Annotated in this window: 13 protein-coding genes; 1 reads left to right on the forward strand and 12 read right to left on the reverse strand. The window is 37.5% G+C overall.

The window, feature by feature from the left end:
* Positions 1-21 precede the first annotated feature (21 nt).
* The 10 genes from GYM74_RS12225 to miaB form a co-directional block, all read right to left on the reverse strand.
* Positions 22-1,182 (reverse strand): hypothetical protein, encoded by a 1,161-nt coding sequence (locus tag GYM74_RS12225; RefSeq protein WP_220218469.1) that lies wholly within the window; start codon positions 1,180-1,182, stop codon positions 22-24.
* Between the two features lie 91 nt (positions 1,183-1,273).
* A complete protein-coding gene (locus GYM74_RS12230; RefSeq protein WP_220218470.1) occupies positions 1,274-2,425 on the reverse strand; it encodes a hypothetical protein in 1,152 nt (383 codons plus the stop codon).
* Positions 2,425-3,429, reverse strand: a complete 1,005-nt coding sequence (locus GYM74_RS12235) for a hypothetical protein (protein WP_220218471.1) — start codon at positions 3,427-3,429, stop codon at positions 2,425-2,427. The genes GYM74_RS12230 and GYM74_RS12235 overlap by 1 nt, the downstream gene beginning before the upstream one ends.
* Before the next feature lie 10 nt (positions 3,430-3,439).
* A complete protein-coding gene (locus tag GYM74_RS12240) occupies positions 3,440-6,097 on the reverse strand; it encodes a type VI secretion system Vgr family protein (RefSeq protein WP_220218472.1) in 2,658 nt (885 codons plus the stop codon).
* A 613-nt stretch (positions 6,098-6,710) separates the two neighbouring features.
* The gene (locus tag GYM74_RS12245; protein WP_220218473.1) at positions 6,711-7,886 is read right to left on the reverse strand and encodes a serine hydrolase; all 1,176 of its coding nucleotides are present in this window, start codon (positions 7,884-7,886) and stop codon (positions 6,711-6,713) included.
* 14 nt (positions 7,887-7,900) lie between these two features.
* Positions 7,901-9,007, reverse strand: coding sequence for a peptidoglycan glycosyltransferase MrdB (gene mrdB / locus GYM74_RS12250; protein WP_220218474.1), 1,107 nt, complete (start codon positions 9,005-9,007; stop codon positions 7,901-7,903).
* Between the two features lie 2 nt (positions 9,008-9,009).
* Positions 9,010-10,953, reverse strand: a complete 1,944-nt coding sequence (gene mrdA, locus GYM74_RS12255; protein WP_366915718.1) for a penicillin-binding protein 2 — start codon at positions 10,951-10,953, stop codon at positions 9,010-9,012.
* Positions 10,954-10,971: 18 nt separating this feature from the next.
* Positions 10,972-12,003 (reverse strand): PhoH family protein, encoded by a 1,032-nt coding sequence (locus tag GYM74_RS12260; RefSeq protein ID WP_220218476.1) that lies wholly within the window; start codon positions 12,001-12,003, stop codon positions 10,972-10,974.
* A gap of 23 nt (positions 12,004-12,026) precedes the next feature.
* Positions 12,027-12,506, reverse strand: a complete 480-nt coding sequence (locus GYM74_RS12265) for a zinc ribbon domain-containing protein (RefSeq protein WP_220218477.1) — start codon at positions 12,504-12,506, stop codon at positions 12,027-12,029.
* Between the two features lie 57 nt (positions 12,507-12,563).
* On the reverse strand, positions 12,564-13,991 hold the full coding sequence (gene miaB, locus GYM74_RS12270) for a tRNA (N6-isopentenyl adenosine(37)-C2)-methylthiotransferase MiaB (protein WP_220218478.1): 1,428 nt from the start codon (positions 13,989-13,991) through the stop codon (positions 12,564-12,566).
* A gap of 512 nt (positions 13,992-14,503) precedes the next feature.
* Here miaB and GYM74_RS12275 point away from each other — a divergent pair.
* Complete coding sequence (locus GYM74_RS12275; RefSeq protein ID WP_220218479.1) at positions 14,504-15,739, forward strand: N-acetylmuramoyl-L-alanine amidase; 1,236 nt, start codon at positions 14,504-14,506, stop codon at positions 15,737-15,739.
* A gap of 44 nt (positions 15,740-15,783) precedes the next feature.
* Here GYM74_RS12275 and rsmG read toward each other — a convergent pair whose 3' ends face one another.
* Together rsmG and mnmG are read right to left on the reverse strand one after the other, a co-directional pair.
* A complete protein-coding gene (rsmG, locus tag GYM74_RS12280; protein WP_220218480.1) occupies positions 15,784-16,383 on the reverse strand; it encodes a 16S rRNA (guanine(527)-N(7))-methyltransferase RsmG in 600 nt (199 codons plus the stop codon).
* Complete coding sequence (gene mnmG, locus GYM74_RS12285) at positions 16,361-18,253, reverse strand: tRNA uridine-5-carboxymethylaminomethyl(34) synthesis enzyme MnmG (RefSeq protein WP_220218481.1); 1,893 nt, start codon at positions 18,251-18,253, stop codon at positions 16,361-16,363. The genes rsmG and mnmG overlap by 23 nt, the downstream gene beginning before the upstream one ends.
* Positions 18,254-18,614 lie beyond the last annotated feature (361 nt).

Below are 18,614 nucleotides of genomic sequence, written 5' to 3' on the forward strand. Positions count from 1 at the left end.
ACTGCAATATAGTCAAATAAATTACGGTTTAGGGTGAAAATCATCTATTTGTTTGCGCCATTTATTATAATTCCAAGTGACCACTTTGGTTTTCAGTGTTTCCAAATAGTCTAATGCCGCTTGTTTTTCGGTTAAGGTAAGCATTTGTTCCAAACGATTTTGGATTTCTTTGTTATATTCCCAAACCGGTGGGAGTTGCTCTGCATCCCACGCGAAATTGTTACCTATCTCGATAATTTTTTGTTTTGCATAATCACTTAACAGCGACCAGGCATAGGCTTTAACCGGATCTTGCTCCCGCCCTAATCCATAGAAATACGCTTCAGTCATGCGCAATATGCCTATAATTGAGCTATGCTCTGCCATTAGCTGTGCATAATCTATTGCCTGTTTTAAATCTTCTACTTTTAATGTACTGCGGTATTCGGTTAATTTATTCAGCTGTTCATATTTCTGATCTTTATAGTGTTCCCCTTCTTGAAATAATATTCGAGCAGTCAAAGCTTCGTAACAATGATAGCCACCTTCAATCGCATAGTTTAAATACTCAATACTTTTTTCTAATTGCTCATCGGTACTTGGTGGCATCATTCCTTGTTCATCAAACCAACGAGGCGCATAACTATAAGACTTACGATAAGCAAAATAAGGATATTTTAAATCAGCAAACTTATCCCATAAATAACCTCTCATTTCAACATTTTTAAACACTATTGGCTCTACTAATGGATTACCTGCACTATCAACTATCTGATCCCGATATTTGCGCATAAACTCATCAAAGGACATCATAATACCGTCCTCTTTTCCTCTTTCATCATAAAAGTCTTTCCAACCAAGAAGTTTATAGTAATATGGCATGGCATTTTTATCCCATTGCCAGGCATGCTTTAGAAATTTTATTAACTTTTCTGGATAAATTACTCCGTAATATACGCCATCATCAAATGCAGATTCATACAGCTTTTTAGCCTCATCTATACGTAATAATTGATTTTCAGGAATGGTTGAAGGGTAAATTGTAAAGTCCATAGGTAAGTTTTCGGATTCAACAAAACCAAAATTGACTTGGCTATCGGATGATTGATTAAAATAGAATTGATAAAGGCTAATAACCATTATCACACTCATGGCTAACATGACTATTTTGAACGTTGAACGTTTCAATTTGCTATTCTTCACACGCTATTCCCTGCACTAAAAACTCACTCTATCCAGATTAATCACTATTATTCAACCTCAAATTTTACTGACTGCAATATAGTCAAATAAATTACGGTTTAGGGTGAAAATCATCTATCTGATCTCGCCATTCATTGTAATCCCAAGTTACAATTTTGGTTTTCAGTGTTTCCAAATAATCTAATGCCGCTTGTTTTTCGGTTGGGGTAAGCATTTGTTCTAAACGATTTTGGATTTCTTTGTTATATTCCCAAACCGGTGGTAGTTGATAAGCATGCCACGCTAAATTATTGTCTATCTCGATAATTTTTTGTTTTGCATAATCACTTAACAGCGACCAGGCATAGGCTTTAATCAAATCTTGCTCCCGTCCTAATCCATAGAAATAGGCTTCAGTCATGCGCAATATGCCTATAATTGAGCTATGCTCTGCCATTAGCTGTGCATAATCTATTGCCTGTTTTAAATCGTCTGATTTTAATACTTTACGGTATTCGGTTAATTTATTCAGCTGTTCATATTTCTGATCTTTATAGTGCTCCCCTTCTTGAAATAATATTCGAGCAGTCAAAGCTTCGTAACAATGATAGCCACCTTCAATCGCATAGTTTAAATACTCAATACTTTTTTCTAATTGCTCATCGGTACTTGGTGGCATCATTCCTTGTTCATCAAACCAACGAGGCGCATAACTATAAGACTTACGATAAGCAAAATAAGGATATTTTAAATCAGCAAACTTATCCCATAAATAACCTCTCATTTCAACATTTTTAAACACTATTGGCTCTACTAATGGATTACCTGCACTATCAACTATCTGATCCCGATATTTGCGCATAAACTCATCAAAGGACATCATAATACCGTCCTCTTTTCCCCTTTCATCATAAAAGTCTTTCCAACCAAGAAGTTTATAGTAATATGGCATGGCATTTTTATCCCATTGCCAGGCATGCTTTAGAAATTTTATTAACTTTTCTGGATAAATTACTCCGTAATATACGCCATCATCAAATGCTGAATGATAAAGCTTTTTAGCCTCATCTATGCGTAATAATTGATTTTCAGGAATGGTTGAAGGGTAAATTTTAAAGTCCATAGATAAATTTTGCTGGTGAATAAGTTCACGATGTAAATTATCGGCATAAAAATAAGCTAGACCAATAGCAAAACAAAAAATAATTTCAATGGATATTAACTTTTTCGATACCATTTTTGCTATTTGATTTAAACTACTCATTAATTATACTCCAAATCATTTTGATTAAAGACATCCACTTCGACAATACGATCTTCTAACTTCCCCTTATTAAATACTCGACATGGTAGAATTTGATTTTTATTTCCAATTTTTTGTATTTCTTCATAAATTGGATATGACCTTGGTAAATCTAACTTATTTTCTTTGACATAATTTTCATAGTCGTCTTTTAATTTTACAATTCTACCTCCAACCCACAATCCTAGAGAAGCATAACCCCATAACACCGACGGTTTATGTTTAAAATCATCAATCCAATTTTTAACAGGATTAGATTTATATTTTATTTGTTCATTAATTGAATCATAAACTTCTTTTTTTGACGTTTCTGTAATGACACCATCGTCATGTACATCATAATAAACATCACTACCACAATAAGAAGGCAACTCAATTCGAGTAAAACTAGCATAAGTCACTTGTCCTAAACAACGAGTTTTTTGTTCCTCTGATATGGCTTTCGCTAAACAAATTTGATTCTTTATTTTTTCATTATTTAGCGTATCTTCATAAGCGGCACCCCGACAAGAGTGTAAGACAAAAATGCCCTCATTTGGGTGCCAGGGTAAACGCTCCATATTATCATTTTTGTCAAAACAAATTGTTGCCTCATTCCTAAAAATCAAATGCTCCTCATTACCATGCCCAAAATAATGAACTTGCCACAAAGCGTATTTACAAGCTGTTTCTGAGTTAGTTAATTCATTATATAGTTTTGTCCATTCAGCTTTAAATTGTGGTGGATGCTCAAAACCTTTTATGATTCTCACTTCCGCATCCGGGTATTTAAACTCTAATCGTTGTTTTTTAAATTCGGCAGCTCTTAAAAATTCCTCAGCACCCCCTCCTCCATAAGCAAATAGCACAAATAGAGGTATCGGTACGTTTTCTAATATAATTTCTTCAACAGCAACCTCTCCATTTTCAAGCTTACTTGTTTGGGCTGTAAAAACTTTACATTTTTGAGTGTTCTCATTTGGCATATTGATTAACTTACCTACTAATTAATTCCAGTGTAATTGTTTCATTTTCATTTATAGAATGAAATGATTGGGTATATCCATTTTTATCGGTTTGCCCTTGTATCTTCCTACCATCGGGTAACGTAGCAATATAACGTTCATTGGCATAGATTTTTCCGGTCTCATCTTTACAGATAAATTTAACCGCATAATCACCAATAATATACGGTAATGCTAATTGATTACGGGCCATATTTTTCGGCCCCATCTTCTGCATCACATTACATTTAAGCTTAACGTTATCTGGTGTGCCCAGCTCTATGCCTTTACTGCTGATTTTGATATACGAGCCGCCACAGATTAGGGTTAGCTCTTTGCTGGCAGTAATGGTCAGTTTGCCGTCAACACTGTCAATGTTGATATCTTGTTTTGCGGCCATATTCAGGTTGGCATTTTGGGCTTGCAGGTTGATATCCCCTTGATTAGCAAAAACCTTCATCCCCGATTTGTGGGCAAATAGCCCTATCGCTTCTCCCGATGATACCGTGATGTTTTTTAATGCCGTGATGTCGGTTTGGTTTTCCGCCGTGATACTCACGCTGTTACCGGTTGATAGCTGGATGTTCTCCGGACTGGTTAATGCGATGCCTTCTTGCGCATAAGCTAAGATGCCACTTTGCGCCAGTTCAGTTAAGTTGGCCTTGAGCTGGTCCTGACTGTCGGTGTCGGCATCGTGGGCTTCCGATTGTTGAGCGGCTTGCTGGAGTGATTTGGCTATCGATAAGGCATTTTCCAGCTGGGTAATCGCGCCTTGCATATCCAGTTGTTTGCCTTGCGCTTTTGGCTCGGTTTGGCTGGTCAGGTATAAGCCTTTTTCGGCCGCAATGGCACCCCAGTCATCCGTGCGAAGTTCAAACCCTTCACCCCGTGGTGTTTTGTTTTGGTCAACTAAGTGACCCAGATTAAGTTGCGTTTTACCGTATTCGGTTGCCAGTTTGATATGCTCCTGCCCCCGTTTGTCATCCATGCGCAATTTGTTATTGGCCGGAGTACGTATCACATTACGGTGTTTGTTTATCGTGGTGACATGGTCAGGGTGGGCACTGTCGTGCATGGCATGGGCAATATACGGTCTGTCGGGGTTGCTGTCGGTAAAGGCTATCGCTACTTCTGTGCCGTCAATTAACGGAAAGTGAAAGCCATAGGTGTTGCCGGCATACGGTTTGGCTAATCTGACCCACAGGCTCTCTTCACCGTTTTTCCAGTTTTTTAAGTCAAAGTTGAATTTGACCCGATAGCGACCTTGCGTATCGATATAACCGTAAGTGTCATTATCCGGACTGGTGACCCGTGCCGGTAATGTTCCGCCGACTGTCGGCCAGGCTATCGGTTTTGGCCGGTAAGGTTTAAAGGCTTGATACGGTATCGCCGTAAAGCGTAGCTCATAAGCATCGGTGCGGTTACCTTGTCCTTCCACACTTAAAATAATCACGCCGTCATCGATATCAGCCAGCGGGCTGCCTGTTATGTGAATCCGTTGCCCCGGTGCCAGATTGTAGTGGTTGCTTTTTCCGCTGATGATGATTTTTTCACTGATTGCGTGTTCATGACGAATACGTGCATACCACTGTCCGCTTTCAATATGGCGGCTATTATCTTTTTCATCAGCGCTGTCATCATTGTCACTTGACTGGCTTTCATCATCACCCTGCGCGGTTTTTACGCCATTTGTATTTAAGCCTTTATAGTGCTCAGCATAGCGGTAATCCGTTCCGTAGGTGGTGGCCTCTTTCGGTTGACTGTTGACATCACTGAGTAAACTGGCTTTGGCATCCCGGTAGTTATAATCCTGCACCTTGACTGAGGACTCGACTACCTGACTGTCTAACCGGATATCCCATACGCTTTCAACGCCGTCATCGGTCATACCGCTCGGCTGTTTGTAATCGATATCGGCCGCCTGATGATAACCTTGTTCATCATCACTGATAACAATGACATCACAATGATGCTCGGCATGCGTTTCAAAACGAAACCAGACACCGATATCGGCTAACAGTCGCTGAATAAAGGCTAAATCACTCTCCTGCCATTGGGTGATAAATTCTCTTTCCGGATAGGCCGCTTTTAATTCCAAACGGTAATCAATGCCGGTAAATTCATGGCTGCGTAACACCGTTTCAACCACACTAATGACACTTTGGTTTTGAAAGATAGCGCTGTTGCGGCTCAGTGATAGTCGGGCTAATCTTGGCGATAACACCACCCGATAATGCGCTTCATCCCGGCTGACCGACAGCAGACTAAATGCAGTAATTACCCCATAAAGGGTGCGGGCTTGTCCTGTTGTCGGTAAGTCCGTTAAGGAGCGTATCGCTGTATTAAGCAAATTGCCGCTAAACGGGTTAAAGCAGAACGAAGCTTTTTGATTCAGCAGGGTTTCAATCGATAGTTGTTTATCAGTACAGGTAAATTCTATTGTGTATTGCCACGGCTGGTTTAACTGCTCTTCACCATTAACCTTTAATACTGAAACAGGTGCATTTAACCCGTCAACCGTTAAGGTATAACGATTATGACTGACAGCTAAGCCGGTCAGTTCATGGAGTCCATGGAGTAACTGTTTACCAAATTGCTGTACCTGTTTGACGGGGTCGTTTGGAATCTGGTTGGCTGGGTCCTTTGCCATGATGTGTTCCTTTTTATTATTTTATAATCCATATATTTTTATAATATTAATAAGTCATTATGCATTTAATTATTTAAATCTATTCATTTTCCTGACGGTTATCAGAAATTGACAAGTGATAGTTTGATAATAACAAACCGAAAAACGTTATCGGTTGTGAATAGATATTACAGTGTGTTTAAAGGAAGACGTGTAATGTTTTAGTCGTATCAAAATTCGATTATAAATAGGTTTTCTACATGTCCATTTGTCGAAAACTACGATCGCCCAACTGCGCTTTAACTTCCTTGATCGCTATCCTAATTTAATCACGTTTTTAAATTAACGATATTAGTTATCGGTATAGATTAAATAACATAATATAAAAATTACATGATATTATGATTTTTTGCAAGTTTTTTGAAACAAATCAAATAAAATCAATAAATTAATTTTAAAAAGTAAATTTATTGAAACTGATAGAATACCAACCAATTAGTATTTAAGTCGTTTAAAATTTATCGAAGCTTAAAATGAAATAAGCAATGTTAGATAAAAAGATGTGATCTGAATGATTGCAACCGGAAAAAAATCGTTCTGCAAGCTTAACTTGCAGAACGCTAATGAGACAATCTTAATTAAATAATTTATGCCCCTGTAAGCAAATCCAATCCCACATACTGCCAAAGAATCCTGTTTCTTCAACATTTTGTAATGTAACTAATGGTTGCTCATTGATGACTTTACCATCTAATAAAAATTGCATTTTGCCTACAGCTGTTCCTTTTTTAATTGGCGCATAAATATAATCGTCAATTTTGTATTGAACTTGAACATCCGCAGCACGGCCTTTTGGTACAGTTATAAATGCACCATTAATAGCCCCTAGTTGAATTTTGTTCTCATCACCATACCATATTGATTCAGTGGTAAGTGGTGTACCTTCCTTGACTGGATTTGCGGTTTCGAAGAAGCGAAAGCCCCAAACCAGTAGTTTTTTACTCTCTTGTTCACGACCTTTAAAAGTGCGCCCACCTAATACAACTGAAATTAACCGGGTATTTCCGTCGACAGCGGAAGCGACTAAGTTATAACCCGCAGCATTGGTATGACCCGTTTTAATACCGTCAACATTTAACGTCGTATCCCAAAGTAAACCATTTCGGTTCATTTGTGGTTTTGATAATGTATAAGTAAACTCTTTTTCTTTATAAATAGCGTATTCTTGCGGCAAGTCACGGATAAGTGCTTGACCGAGTAATGCCATATCTTTAGCGGTAGTATATTGCCCCGGTGCATCTAATCCATGCACAGTTTCGAAGTGAGTATGGGTTAAACCAATTTTTTGCGCATAATCATTCATTAAGTTTACAAATGCACCTTGGCTTCCAGCAACATGTTCAGCCATTGCAATACAGGCATCATTACCTGATTGGATGATAATACCTTTGTTGAGATCGGAAACCGAAACGGTTTTACCAACTTCGAGAAACATGAGTGATGAGCCTTTTAATATAGGATTTCCGGTTGCCCAGGCATCTTTACTAACCACTACCATGTCATCATTTTTAATTCGACCAGAATGCAACGCTTGACCAACGACATAACTGGTCATCATTTTGGTTAAGCTTGCCGGATCGCGCTGTTGTTCAGCATTATGTTGCGCAAGAATTTCGCCTGATTTGGCGTCAATTAAAATATAAGCTTCAGCATCTAATTCGGGAATAGCTGGAATAGGGATATCAGCTGATGCTGAAGTACAAATAGCAAGTGCTAACCAAGCAAAAGATAATTTAAATTTCTTTTTCATGTAATTAAATTCCGTTAAATATTTTTAGATAACATATATCGATGTGTATGAATAGACATCATAATGCCAAAACTTGCCATTAAAACGACTAAAGATGAGCCACCATAACTTATTAGCGGTAATGGTACACCAACTACTGGTAAGATTCCACTGACCATACCAATATTAATAAACACATAAACAAAGAAGACTAAAATTAAACCACCTGATAATATTCTGCCAAAAGTGGTTTGTGCTTGTGCAGAAATAACAAGTCCACGTATAATTAAACACAAAAATAGCACTAATAAAACCACAGTTCCGATAAAACCAAACTCTTCAGCAATCACCGAAAAAATAAAGTCAGTATGTCTTTCTGGCAGGAACTCTAATTGCGATTGAGTACCATGAAGCCAACCTTTACCCCATATACCACCTGATCCAATAGCGGTTTTAGATTGAATTATATGATAGCCAGTACCATTTGGATCGCGTTCAGGATTAAACAGGGTTAATACCCGTTCTCGCTGATAGTCATGCATTAAGAAAAACCACATAATCGGTAAAAATGCCGCAATTAAAATCAACGCAACAAGAATAAATCGCCAGTCAATGCCTGCCAAAAAGATAATAAAGATACCTGACATGACAATTAAAATTGCGGTACCTAAATCCGGTTGCATAGCAACTAATAATGTTGGTACACCAATGATTGCAAGCGTTTGCAACGTTGTTTTAAGTGGTGGAGGGCAACCATCTCGATGAATAAATTTAGCCACCATTAATGGTACGGCAATTTTAGCAATCTCAGAGGGCTGAAAACGTATTACGCCTAAATCTAACCAACGTTGTGCGCCTTTACTGGTGTAACCAAATATATCAACTAACAAAAGAACAATAATACAAACTACATATAAATATGGTGCCCATTTTTCATAGGATCTCGGTGAAAATTGCGCAAAGAAAATCATAACAATAAAACCAAGTAGTATTTGTATTACACGCTTTTCCATCATATCGATGCTTTGGCCACTAGCACTCCAAAGAATATAAAGACTGTATGCAAGTAATAAACTAATAAATAGAAAAAAAAGTGGATCTATGTGTATCTTTTGCCAAAAAGATTTTTTAATATTATTCATAGTTAATCTTCATTTCCTTGTCCTGAATTTGATGAAGCATCATCTGACTCGCTAGAATTATCACCAAGCAGATAGTAATCAAGTATTTTTCGAGCCACGGCGCCGCCGTTAGAGCTACCGCCTCCGCCATTTTCCAGCACAATTGCTAGAGCTATTTTTGGCTTATCATACGGAGCATAAGCGACAAATAAAGCATGATCTCGTAAATGTTCGGGTATTCTATGAGCATTATAAGTTTCGTTTTCTTTCAAACCATAAACTTGCGCTGTACCTGATTTACCTGCAGCTTGATACTGTGCCCCGGCATAAACTTTGCGGGCTGTACCATGCGAGCCAAACATTACTCTATGCATACCTTCTTTGGCTAGTTGCCAATAGTTAGCTTTCACATCAATTAAATCATTAGGTTGCTCAAATGATTGCGGATCTATATCTGGCTTGTTTTCGTTTGAATTGATAATGTCACTTTTTTTATATAATAAAAAGTGAGGAGTATAAGTTTTACCATTATTAATCAAAATGGTTAAGGCTTTTGCCATTTGCATTGGGGTAGCAGTCCAATACCCTTGCCCGATACCAACCGGAATGGTATCACCTTGTAGCCAAGATTTTTTGTGGCGTTTTATTTTCCATTCACGACTTGGCATAACAGCACGAGTTTCTTCATTTGAAGAGATATCTATGCCTGTGCGTTCGCCATAACCAAATTTAGTCATCCAGTCGTTTAAACGATCAATGCCCAAATCATAAGCAACTTGATAAAAATAGGTATCTACTGACTCTTCAATCGCTTTTAACACATCAACACGGCCATGTCCCCATTTTAACCAATCTCGATAACGTTTTTCTGTTCCGGGTAATTGCCACCAACCGGGATCGTTAACCACCGTTTTTGGTGTAACAACACCTTCGCTTAGCGCAGCAATAGAGATAAAAGGCTTCACTGTGGAAGCTGGTGGATAAGCACCTAATAAAGCACGATTAAATAATGGTTTATTCGGATCATTAAGTAAGTCATTATATTTAGCGCTTGATATGCCACCGACAAAATCATTTGAATCATAACTAGGACTAGACACCATAGCCAATACTTCACCATTATTAGGATCGATAGCCACAACGGCCGCTTTACGCCCAGCTAGGATCTGTTCAATAAAGAGTTGTAACTTAAGGTTGATCGATAAATAGATATCTTCACCTGCTTGTGGTGGATGTTGTTCAAGCATACGGACAATACGTCCCCGACTATTTACTTCGACCTTTTCATAACCTGCCGTGCCATGCAATACATCTTCATAGTAACGTTCAATCCCCATTTTTCCGATATTGAGGGTAGCGACATAATTACTGGTTTTATTCTCCTCTTCAAGACGTTTTTTATCTTGGCTATTGATTTTCGAAATATAACCGAGAATATGCGTAAGTGAAGCGCCATATGGATAATACCGATGTTGTATTTTCACTATTGAAACAAATGGAAAACGATGCTGATCAACAACAAAACGGGCGATTTGATCGTTAGTCAGATTCTCTTTTAGAGGCACTGGCCGATGTGCTCGATAGTTGCGACGCTCTTTATAGAAGTTTTCAATGTCTTCATCGGTTAAATCAACAATTTTTTTTAATTGCTCAAACTGCTCTTTTAAATTTTTGGTTTTATCAGGAATAATATTAAGTTGATAAGTAATATTATTGATAGCTAATGGAGTACCATTACGGTCGTAAATCATGCCACGGCTTGGTGGAATAGGAATGATTTCGATACGATTATTATTCGATTTGGTACTGTAATAACTAAAATTTGAAATCTGCAAATCAGCTAAATTGCCAAGTAAAACAGACAACAATAAAATAATTACAACAAATGCAAATAGCGCCCTACGCAAAAATAAATTAGTTTCTGCCGAATGATCACGAATATTGCCTTTCTTTTTTTTACTTGAGATAGAGATAATATTACTCCTCTATATACTATTGTCTTGTGGATGTTGCTTTTTACTATGGTGTTGTTCTTCCCATTTATCGTAAGCATTCACTATTTTAGCCACCACCGGATGACGCACGACATCTTCGCTATTAAAGAAGTTAAAACTGATTTCATCAACTTGGCTTAACACTTCTATTGCATGTCGTAAGCCGGATTTTTGATGACGGGGTAAATCGATTTGGGTAATATCGCCAGTGATGACCGCTTTAGAATTAAAACCAATGCGTGTTAAAAACATTTTCATCTGTTCAATGGTGGTATTTTGGCTTTCATCTAAAATAATAAAAGCGTCGTTAAGTGTACGCCCACGCATATAAGCTAATGGTGCAACTTCAATCACACTTTTTTCAATTAATTTTTCAACCTTTTCAAAGCCCAGCATTTCAAATAAAGCATCATAAAGCGGGCGTAAGTAAGGATCCACTTTTTGGCTTAAGTCACCGGGTAAAAAGCCCAGTTTTTCGCCCGCTTCTACCGCAGGGCGAGTTAACACAATTCGACGAATTTGTTGTTTTTCAAGCGCATCAACCGCAGCAGCTACCGCCAAATAAGTTTTACCCGTTCCGGCCGGACCAATACCAAAGGAAATATCATAATCTAAAACATGCGCAATATACTGTGCTTGATTTGCCGTTCTCGGTTTAATCACGCCACGCTTAGTTTTGATCATGACTAATTTGCCACCATGTTGATCGATATAGGCAGGTAAATGTTCACTAACTTTGTTAAGCGCGCCTGATTCTTTAATCGCTAGATGAATTTGCTCTGGTTCAATATTAACAACTTTAGTTTTTAATTTAGTTTGTTTATAAAGAGACTGCAAAATGTCATTGGCAGCCTCAACACAAATCTTATCGCCTGTGATTGAAAACAAGTTACCACGATGATTAATTTCAATACCAAGTCGACGTTCAAGTTGTTTAACGTTATCATCATGAGGGCCACAAAGACTATTTAACCTTTGATTATCATCTGGTTCAAGCACGGTTTGATGTGTAATAATTTTCAATAATAAGCCCTCTAATTATTATGTTAATTGCTAAGTTTTCCTTCACATAAAGAGCATTTTTCAACGCCTTTTAAAAATTCCATTTTACAATGCTGGCAAGTCACAATATTTCCCGACACAACCTGATCAACCAACCTTGTCGCCTGTTGTTGATCTAAACCTTGCGTTTTTAGTTTATTGATCATCATTGAGATTGGTGTACCGCTTTTTAATTCTTGCTCAACATCATTGCCTATTTCTTCTTCTAAGCTAGGCGGTACATAGTTTAAAACATTTTCATTATATTCTGAATGACAATGATTACATCGAATGTATCTTCCTAATGTTTGAAAACTGAATATTGGAATAAAAAACAACGTAAAATATCTTGCCATTTTAACTTGCGTATATTTTTGTTGTTTTTCATCTGATTTGATGTTTTGCACTGTACAACAATTAGGGCAATTAAATTGCCCTGTTTCTTCATCTACTTCACGACCTCTAGAACCAAATATAATGAACATTTTCTTTCCTTTCCGTTATGAAATAATATTATTTTTATAATTAAATACGTTATTTAATTATGGATGATAAATACCAACGCCTAGATCGTTTTCTTTGCGAGTTCTTGAAATCACAGACATAGGTGATTGACTCACCCTCAGATCCATTTCATCCTCGGTACGCACGACTTTACCTCTTAATGAATTTGGATAAACATCGGTAATTTCAACATCAACAAATTTACCAATCATATTTGGATGACCTTCGAAGTTAACAATACGGTTATTTTCAGTTCTGCCCGTTAATTCCATGAGATCTTTTTTGGATGGTCCTTCGACTAAAATACGTTGCACTGTATTTAGCATACGACGGCTAAATTGCATTGCTTGCTGATTGATCCGTTCTTGCAAGATATAAAGACGTTGTTTTTTCTCTTCCTCAGAAACATTATCTTCCATTTCAGCTGCGGGTGTGCCAGGGCGTGCTGAATAAACAAAGCTATAGCTTAAGTCAAAATTGACATCGGCAATTAGTTTCATGGTTTGTTCAAAATCTTCCTGTGTTTCGCCCGGAAAACCGACAATAAAATCAGAACTGATTTGAATATCAGGACGAACTTTACGTAATTTTCGAATAATCGATTTATACTCAATCGCTGTATGAGTTCGTTTCATTAAATTTAAAACACGGTCAGATCCACTTTGCACCGGTAAATGCAAAAAGTTAACCAGTTCCGGCGTGTCACGATAAACATCGATAATATCATCAGTGAATTCAATAGGATGACTGGTCGTGAAGCGAATTCGATCAATACCGTCAATGGCAGCAACTAAACGAAGTAGTTCGGCAAACGAACAAATATCGCCATCAAAAGTAGGACCACGATATGCATTCACATTTTGCCCAAGCAAATTAACTTCACGCACACCTTGTTCTGCTAACTGTGCTATTTCGTAAATTACATCATCACAAGGCCTACTGACCTCTTCGCCACGGGTATAAGGTACAACACAATAAGTACAATATTTATTACACCCTTCCATAATTGACACAAAAGCCGTTGGGCCTTCACTACGTGGTTCTGGTAAGCGATCAAATTTCTCAATTTCAGGAAAGCTAACATCCACAACATGGTTACCTTTACCACTACGAATTTGCTCAATCATCTCTGGCAAACGGTGAAAAGTTTGTGGCCCAAAAATAATATCGACAAATGGCGCACGTTTACGTATGTGGGCACCTTCTTGAGAAGCCACACATCCCCCCACACCGATAATAATATCAGGGTTATGTTGTTTTAAGTTTTTCCAGCGTCCCAATTGGTGAAAAACTTTTTCTTGTGCTTTTTCTCGAATAGAGCAGGTATTTAATAATAAAATATCCGCTTCTTCTGCATTGTCTGTTAATGTTAAACCGTGGGTGGATTCAAGGAGATCGGCCATTTTAGTTGAATCATATTCATTCATCTGGCAGCCCCAAGTTTTGATATGTAATTTTTTGCTCATCAATAACTCAGCTATATTTAATTGTTAAAATGAAAACGGGTTTAAATCCGCGATTTTAGCGTGCTATATTGTAATCCTTTGTGAATGTAGGGTCTATATAAAGATGAGCTTAAATTAGTCTTTTTATCATTGATAAGTAAAAAATATTTTTTAATTCATTCTAACTAATAATTTCATAGAAGTTTATAGTTAATGAGTAATAAACAAACAAATTGAAACCGTTTTCATTACGATTTTTTATCACCAATAAATTCCAGCTAAAATCGACCTAAAAACCTAGATTAAAAAAGTTTAAATCGTCTTAATCGTTATTTTAAACGCATAACAGCCGGTGATATATGTTTTATTATTGGCATTAATAATATAAAAATGATTATCGACAAAACCTTTTATAACTAAGCAGACTAAATTTTTAATTAAACAACCGATTATGATAATCATTCTTCTTAACATGTTTTTATTTTATGTTATTATCTGCGACTAATTTACCTAACAGATGAAAGTAAGAAGATATGTCAAAAACATTTAGTCCAACAAAACGTCTTTTAGTTAAGGGCATTATTGCGACTTGTTTATTGTCAGTTTCTCGTGTTGGCTTTGCTGCGACAAAGGCACAGATTGTTGCTGTTCGTGTTTGGCCTTCTTCAACTTATACTCGCATCACGTTAGAATCAAATATCAAACTTAACTATAAACGTTCTGCACTACGTAACCCCGACAGAATGGTGATAGACATAGATAAAGTGGATTTAAATACTACACTAAAAAGTATTTCATCAAAAGTTTTAAACCACGATCCTTATATAAAATCAATCAGAGTTTTACAACTTGATCCTAAAACGGTCAGAATAATGATTGTATTAAAGCAAGGTGTAGAGCCAAATACATTCACGTTACCGCCTATTGAAACGTTTAAACATCGTTTAGTGATGGATCTTTATCCGTCTAAATCTGCTTCACCGGAAGATGACGATCCGTTACTGGCATTGCTCGAAGAGTACACCAAAGGCGACTTGACCCAAAAACAATCACAGATCAAAACAACAACGAATAAAAATAAAAATGCCCCAGTTGTTGTTGTGCTTGATCCAGGCCATGGCGGTGAAGATCCCGGCGCTATAGGATATAAAAAGACCCGAGAAAAAGATATTGTTTTACAAATTGCTCGCCGGACTTACAACCTGCTAAAAAAAGAGCCAAATATAAAAGTCTACATGACGCGCAACGAAGATGTCTTTATCCCTTTAAATGTGCGAGTTGCAAAAGCTCGCTCGTTGCATGCAGATCTGTTTATCTCAATCCATGCTGATGCCTTTACCAACCGATCGGTAAAAGGATCGACAGTTTTTGCCTTATCAACCAAAGGTGCCAGTAGTTCAGCAGCTAGCTATTTAGCGCAAACTCAAAATAAAGCTGACCAAATCGGTGGCGTTAGCCGTAGTGGTGATAAGTACTTAGATAATACAATTTTAGACCTGGTACAAAAAACCACACTAAGTAATGGTGTGTTATTGGGTAATGCCATTTTAAATCGTATGAAAGTGGTCAATCAATTACACAAACCATCAATTGAAAAAGCAGGTTTTGCGGTATTAAAAGCCCCCGATATCCCTTCTGTTTTGGTTGAAACAGCTTTTATCAGTAATATAAATGAAGAGAAAAAGCTAAAAACGGCTTCATTCCAAAATCAGGTATCAAAAGCCATTTTAAATGGTATTAAAGATTACTTAAAAAAACGTAAGAATTAGTTTTGTCAAAAACTTTCAGAAAATACCTACGTTTTAGTATAAAACTATTGAATGATGACTAAACGCCGTTCAGCATCTAACTCAGGAATCGTTAATTTAATATCTTGTTTCAAAGTAAAACCGGCAGGAATAGCATCGATTTCACTTCCTTTAAGCGCATAAAAAGATCCTTGCTGATTCGGTAGATGTTTACACCAATTAAGCATATCTTGCAAAGAGGCAAAAGCCCGACTAATTACACCGTCAAACTGTTTATCGCAATAGGCTTCAATTCGGCTCTGAACGGGATTAATATTAGTCAGTTTTAGTTCAAATTGTACCTGCTTTAAAAAGCGAATACGCTTGCCTAAACTATCAACTAAATCAAATTGTTTATCAGGATTGATAATGGCCAACGGAATGCCCGGTAAGCCCGGTCCGGTGCCAACATCAATAAAACTGTTACCAACTAAATAAGGTGAAACGACAACGCTGTCCATGATGTGTTTTATCAACATTTCATTAGGATCACGCACAGCGGTTAAATTATAAGCTTTGTTCCACTTATTAAGCATTTGAACATAATCAATTAACTGATCTATTTGCTGATCTGTGATCAAAAGATCCGTTTGATCAATTAGATTAATGAGTTTCTTTTTTAACATAATTTTTCTTTTTTAAATAAACCAATAGCATCGAAATAGCCGCGGGTGTAATACCTGAAATGCGTGAAGCTTGACCAATTGAAACTGGCTTATGTTGTTTCAACTTAGCCACCACTTCATTCGATAACCCCGATATTTCGGCATAATCGATATGCGCCGGAATTAATGTCTCTTCGTTGCGTTTTTGCCGCTCGATTTCTTCAATTTGCAGCTTAATATAACCATCATATTTAACTTGAATTTCAACTTGTTCAGCCGCTTGCGCATCATTCAGACCTGGTGCAAACAATGACAATGATTTTAATGTTTGATAACTCATTTCAGGACGTTTGAGTAACTCTTCACCATTAGCTTCTTTGGTTAAATTGGCGCTTAATACCGCATTAACTTCATCAATAGTTTCAATATGCGGATGCACCCAAATGTCTCGTAATCGAGCTCTTTCTTGCTCAATGGCTTCAAATTTTTCATTAAATCGCTGCCAACGATAATCATCAACCATGCCTAACTTGCGGCCGATCTCGGTTAGACGAATATCAGCATTATCTTCCCGAAGCATTAAACGATATTCAGCTCGCGAAGTAAACATACGATAAGGTTCATTTGTCCCTAAAGTACAAAGATCGTCAACCAGTACCCCTAAATAAGCTTGATCACGAGTTGGATACCATTGATCTTGATCATAAACAAATCTGGCAGCATTTAATCCCGCTAACATCCCTTGCGCCGCAGCCTCTTCATAACCGGTCGTTCCGTTGATTTGACCGGCTAAAAATAGCCCTTTGATCACTTTACTTTCAAGTGTAGGCTTAAGATCCCGTGGATCAAAATAATCATATTCGATCGCATAGCCCGGTCTGACAATATTGGCATTTTCAAGCCCTTTCATACTACGCACAAAAGCAAGTTGCGTATCAAATGGTAAACTTGTCGAGATCCCATTTGGATAGATCTCGTTGCTATCTAATCCTTCCGGCTCAAGATAGATCTGATGCGAATTACGATCAGCAAAACGCATTATTTTATCTTCAATAGAAGGACAATATCTTGGACCAACCCCTTCAATAACACCTGTATACATTGGGCTACGATCTAAACTGTTACGAATGATCTCGTGGGTTGTTTCATTGGTACTTGTTATATAACAAGGGATCTGTCTTGGATGCTCACTTGCATTGCCTAAAAATGAAAATACCGGAACAGGATCATCACCATACTGTGTACCTAATTTTGAAAAATCAATGGTTCTGGCATCAATTCTTGGTGGCGTTCCTGTTTTTAAGCGCCCCATTCTAAAAGGGTATTGGTGTAATGATTTAGATAAGCCGATCGCTGCAGGATCCCCTGTTCGTCCGCCACTGTAATTATCTAAGCCAATATGGATCTTACCGTCTAAAAACGTTCCAGTAGTGAGTACAACCGCTTTAGCTTTAAAGCTAACACCCATTTGGGTTTTTACACCGACGATCTGATCGTTTTCGATGATCACATCTTCAACCGATTGTTGAAATAACATTAGGTTTTCTTGGTTTTCAATCGTTGTGCGGATCACTTTACGGTAAAGCGATCGATCTGCTTGAGCACGTGTTGCCCTAACTGCTGGACCTTTACTGCTGTTTAAGATCCTGAACTGGATCCCAGCTAGATCGATAGCATGTGCCATTAACCCACCCATTGCATCGATCTCTTTAACCAAATGTCCTTTGCCGATCCCGCCAATAGCTGGATTACAGGACATTTGACCTAACGTATTGATATTATGGGTTAAAAGAAGTGTTTTGCGGCCCATTCTTGCTGATGCCATGGCAGCTTCTGTTCCTGCATGACCGCCACCAACAATGATGACATCAAAAAGATCCGGATAAAACATATAAAGCCTCGTTGTTATTTATCTATCGGTGATCGTATTTTTTTGATCGGGTGATCTGATTTAATTTAGCGTTAGGAATTGTACTCATCTTTTCAGTTACGTCAAATGATCTATTTTGATCGCGCTTTAAATTAAATAAGATCTTTTATGTGATCTTTTTTATTTTTACTACTATTAGTGCGGATCCTTTTTGTTGATAACTAGGTTTTCTTGTAATTTTATAGGATCTTATCGATCGTGAAATTCTGTTAATTGATCGGATCTTTTTTTGGTTAAAGCTGTTGATAATTGTTTTAGTTATCCACAGAAGATTTATTTTTTTAGGTTATTAATACCCTCATCACAGCTTATTAGGGGAATT

Source organism: Gilliamella sp. ESL0405, from assembly GCF_019469205.1.
Classification (GTDB): domain Bacteria; phylum Pseudomonadota; class Gammaproteobacteria; order Enterobacterales; family Orbaceae; genus Gilliamella.

Excerpts from the sequence above, each read along its gene's own strand:
- GYM74_RS12265 (WP_220218477.1), bottom strand. The coding sequence starts at position 12,506 with ATGTTCATTATATTTGGTTCTAGAGGTCGTGAAGTAGATGAAGAAACA.
- mnmG (WP_220218481.1), bottom strand. The coding sequence starts at position 18,253 with ATGTTTTATCCGGATCTTTTTGATGTCATCATTGTTGGTGGCGGTCAT.
- miaB (WP_220218478.1), bottom strand. The coding sequence starts at position 13,991 with ATGAGCAAAAAATTACATATCAAAACTTGGGGCTGCCAGATGAATGAA.
- rsmG (WP_220218480.1), bottom strand. The coding sequence starts at position 16,383 with ATGTTAAAAAAGAAACTCATTAATCTAATTGATCAAACGGATCTTTTG.
- mrdB (WP_220218474.1), bottom strand. The coding sequence starts at position 9,007 with ATGAATAATATTAAAAAATCTTTTTGGCAAAAGATACACATAGATCCA.
- GYM74_RS12235 (WP_220218471.1), bottom strand. The coding sequence starts at position 3,429 with ATGCCAAATGAGAACACTCAAAAATGTAAAGTTTTTACAGCCCAAACA.
- GYM74_RS12245 (WP_220218473.1), bottom strand. The coding sequence starts at position 7,886 with ATGAAAAAGAAATTTAAATTATCTTTTGCTTGGTTAGCACTTGCTATT.
- GYM74_RS12230 (WP_220218470.1), bottom strand. The coding sequence starts at position 2,425 with ATGAGTAGTTTAAATCAAATAGCAAAAATGGTATCGAAAAAGTTAATA.
- GYM74_RS12240 (WP_220218472.1), bottom strand. The coding sequence starts at position 6,097 with ATGGCAAAGGACCCAGCCAACCAGATTCCAAACGACCCCGTCAAACAG.
- GYM74_RS12275 (WP_220218479.1), top strand. The coding sequence starts at position 14,504 with ATGTCAAAAACATTTAGTCCAACAAAACGTCTTTTAGTTAAGGGCATT.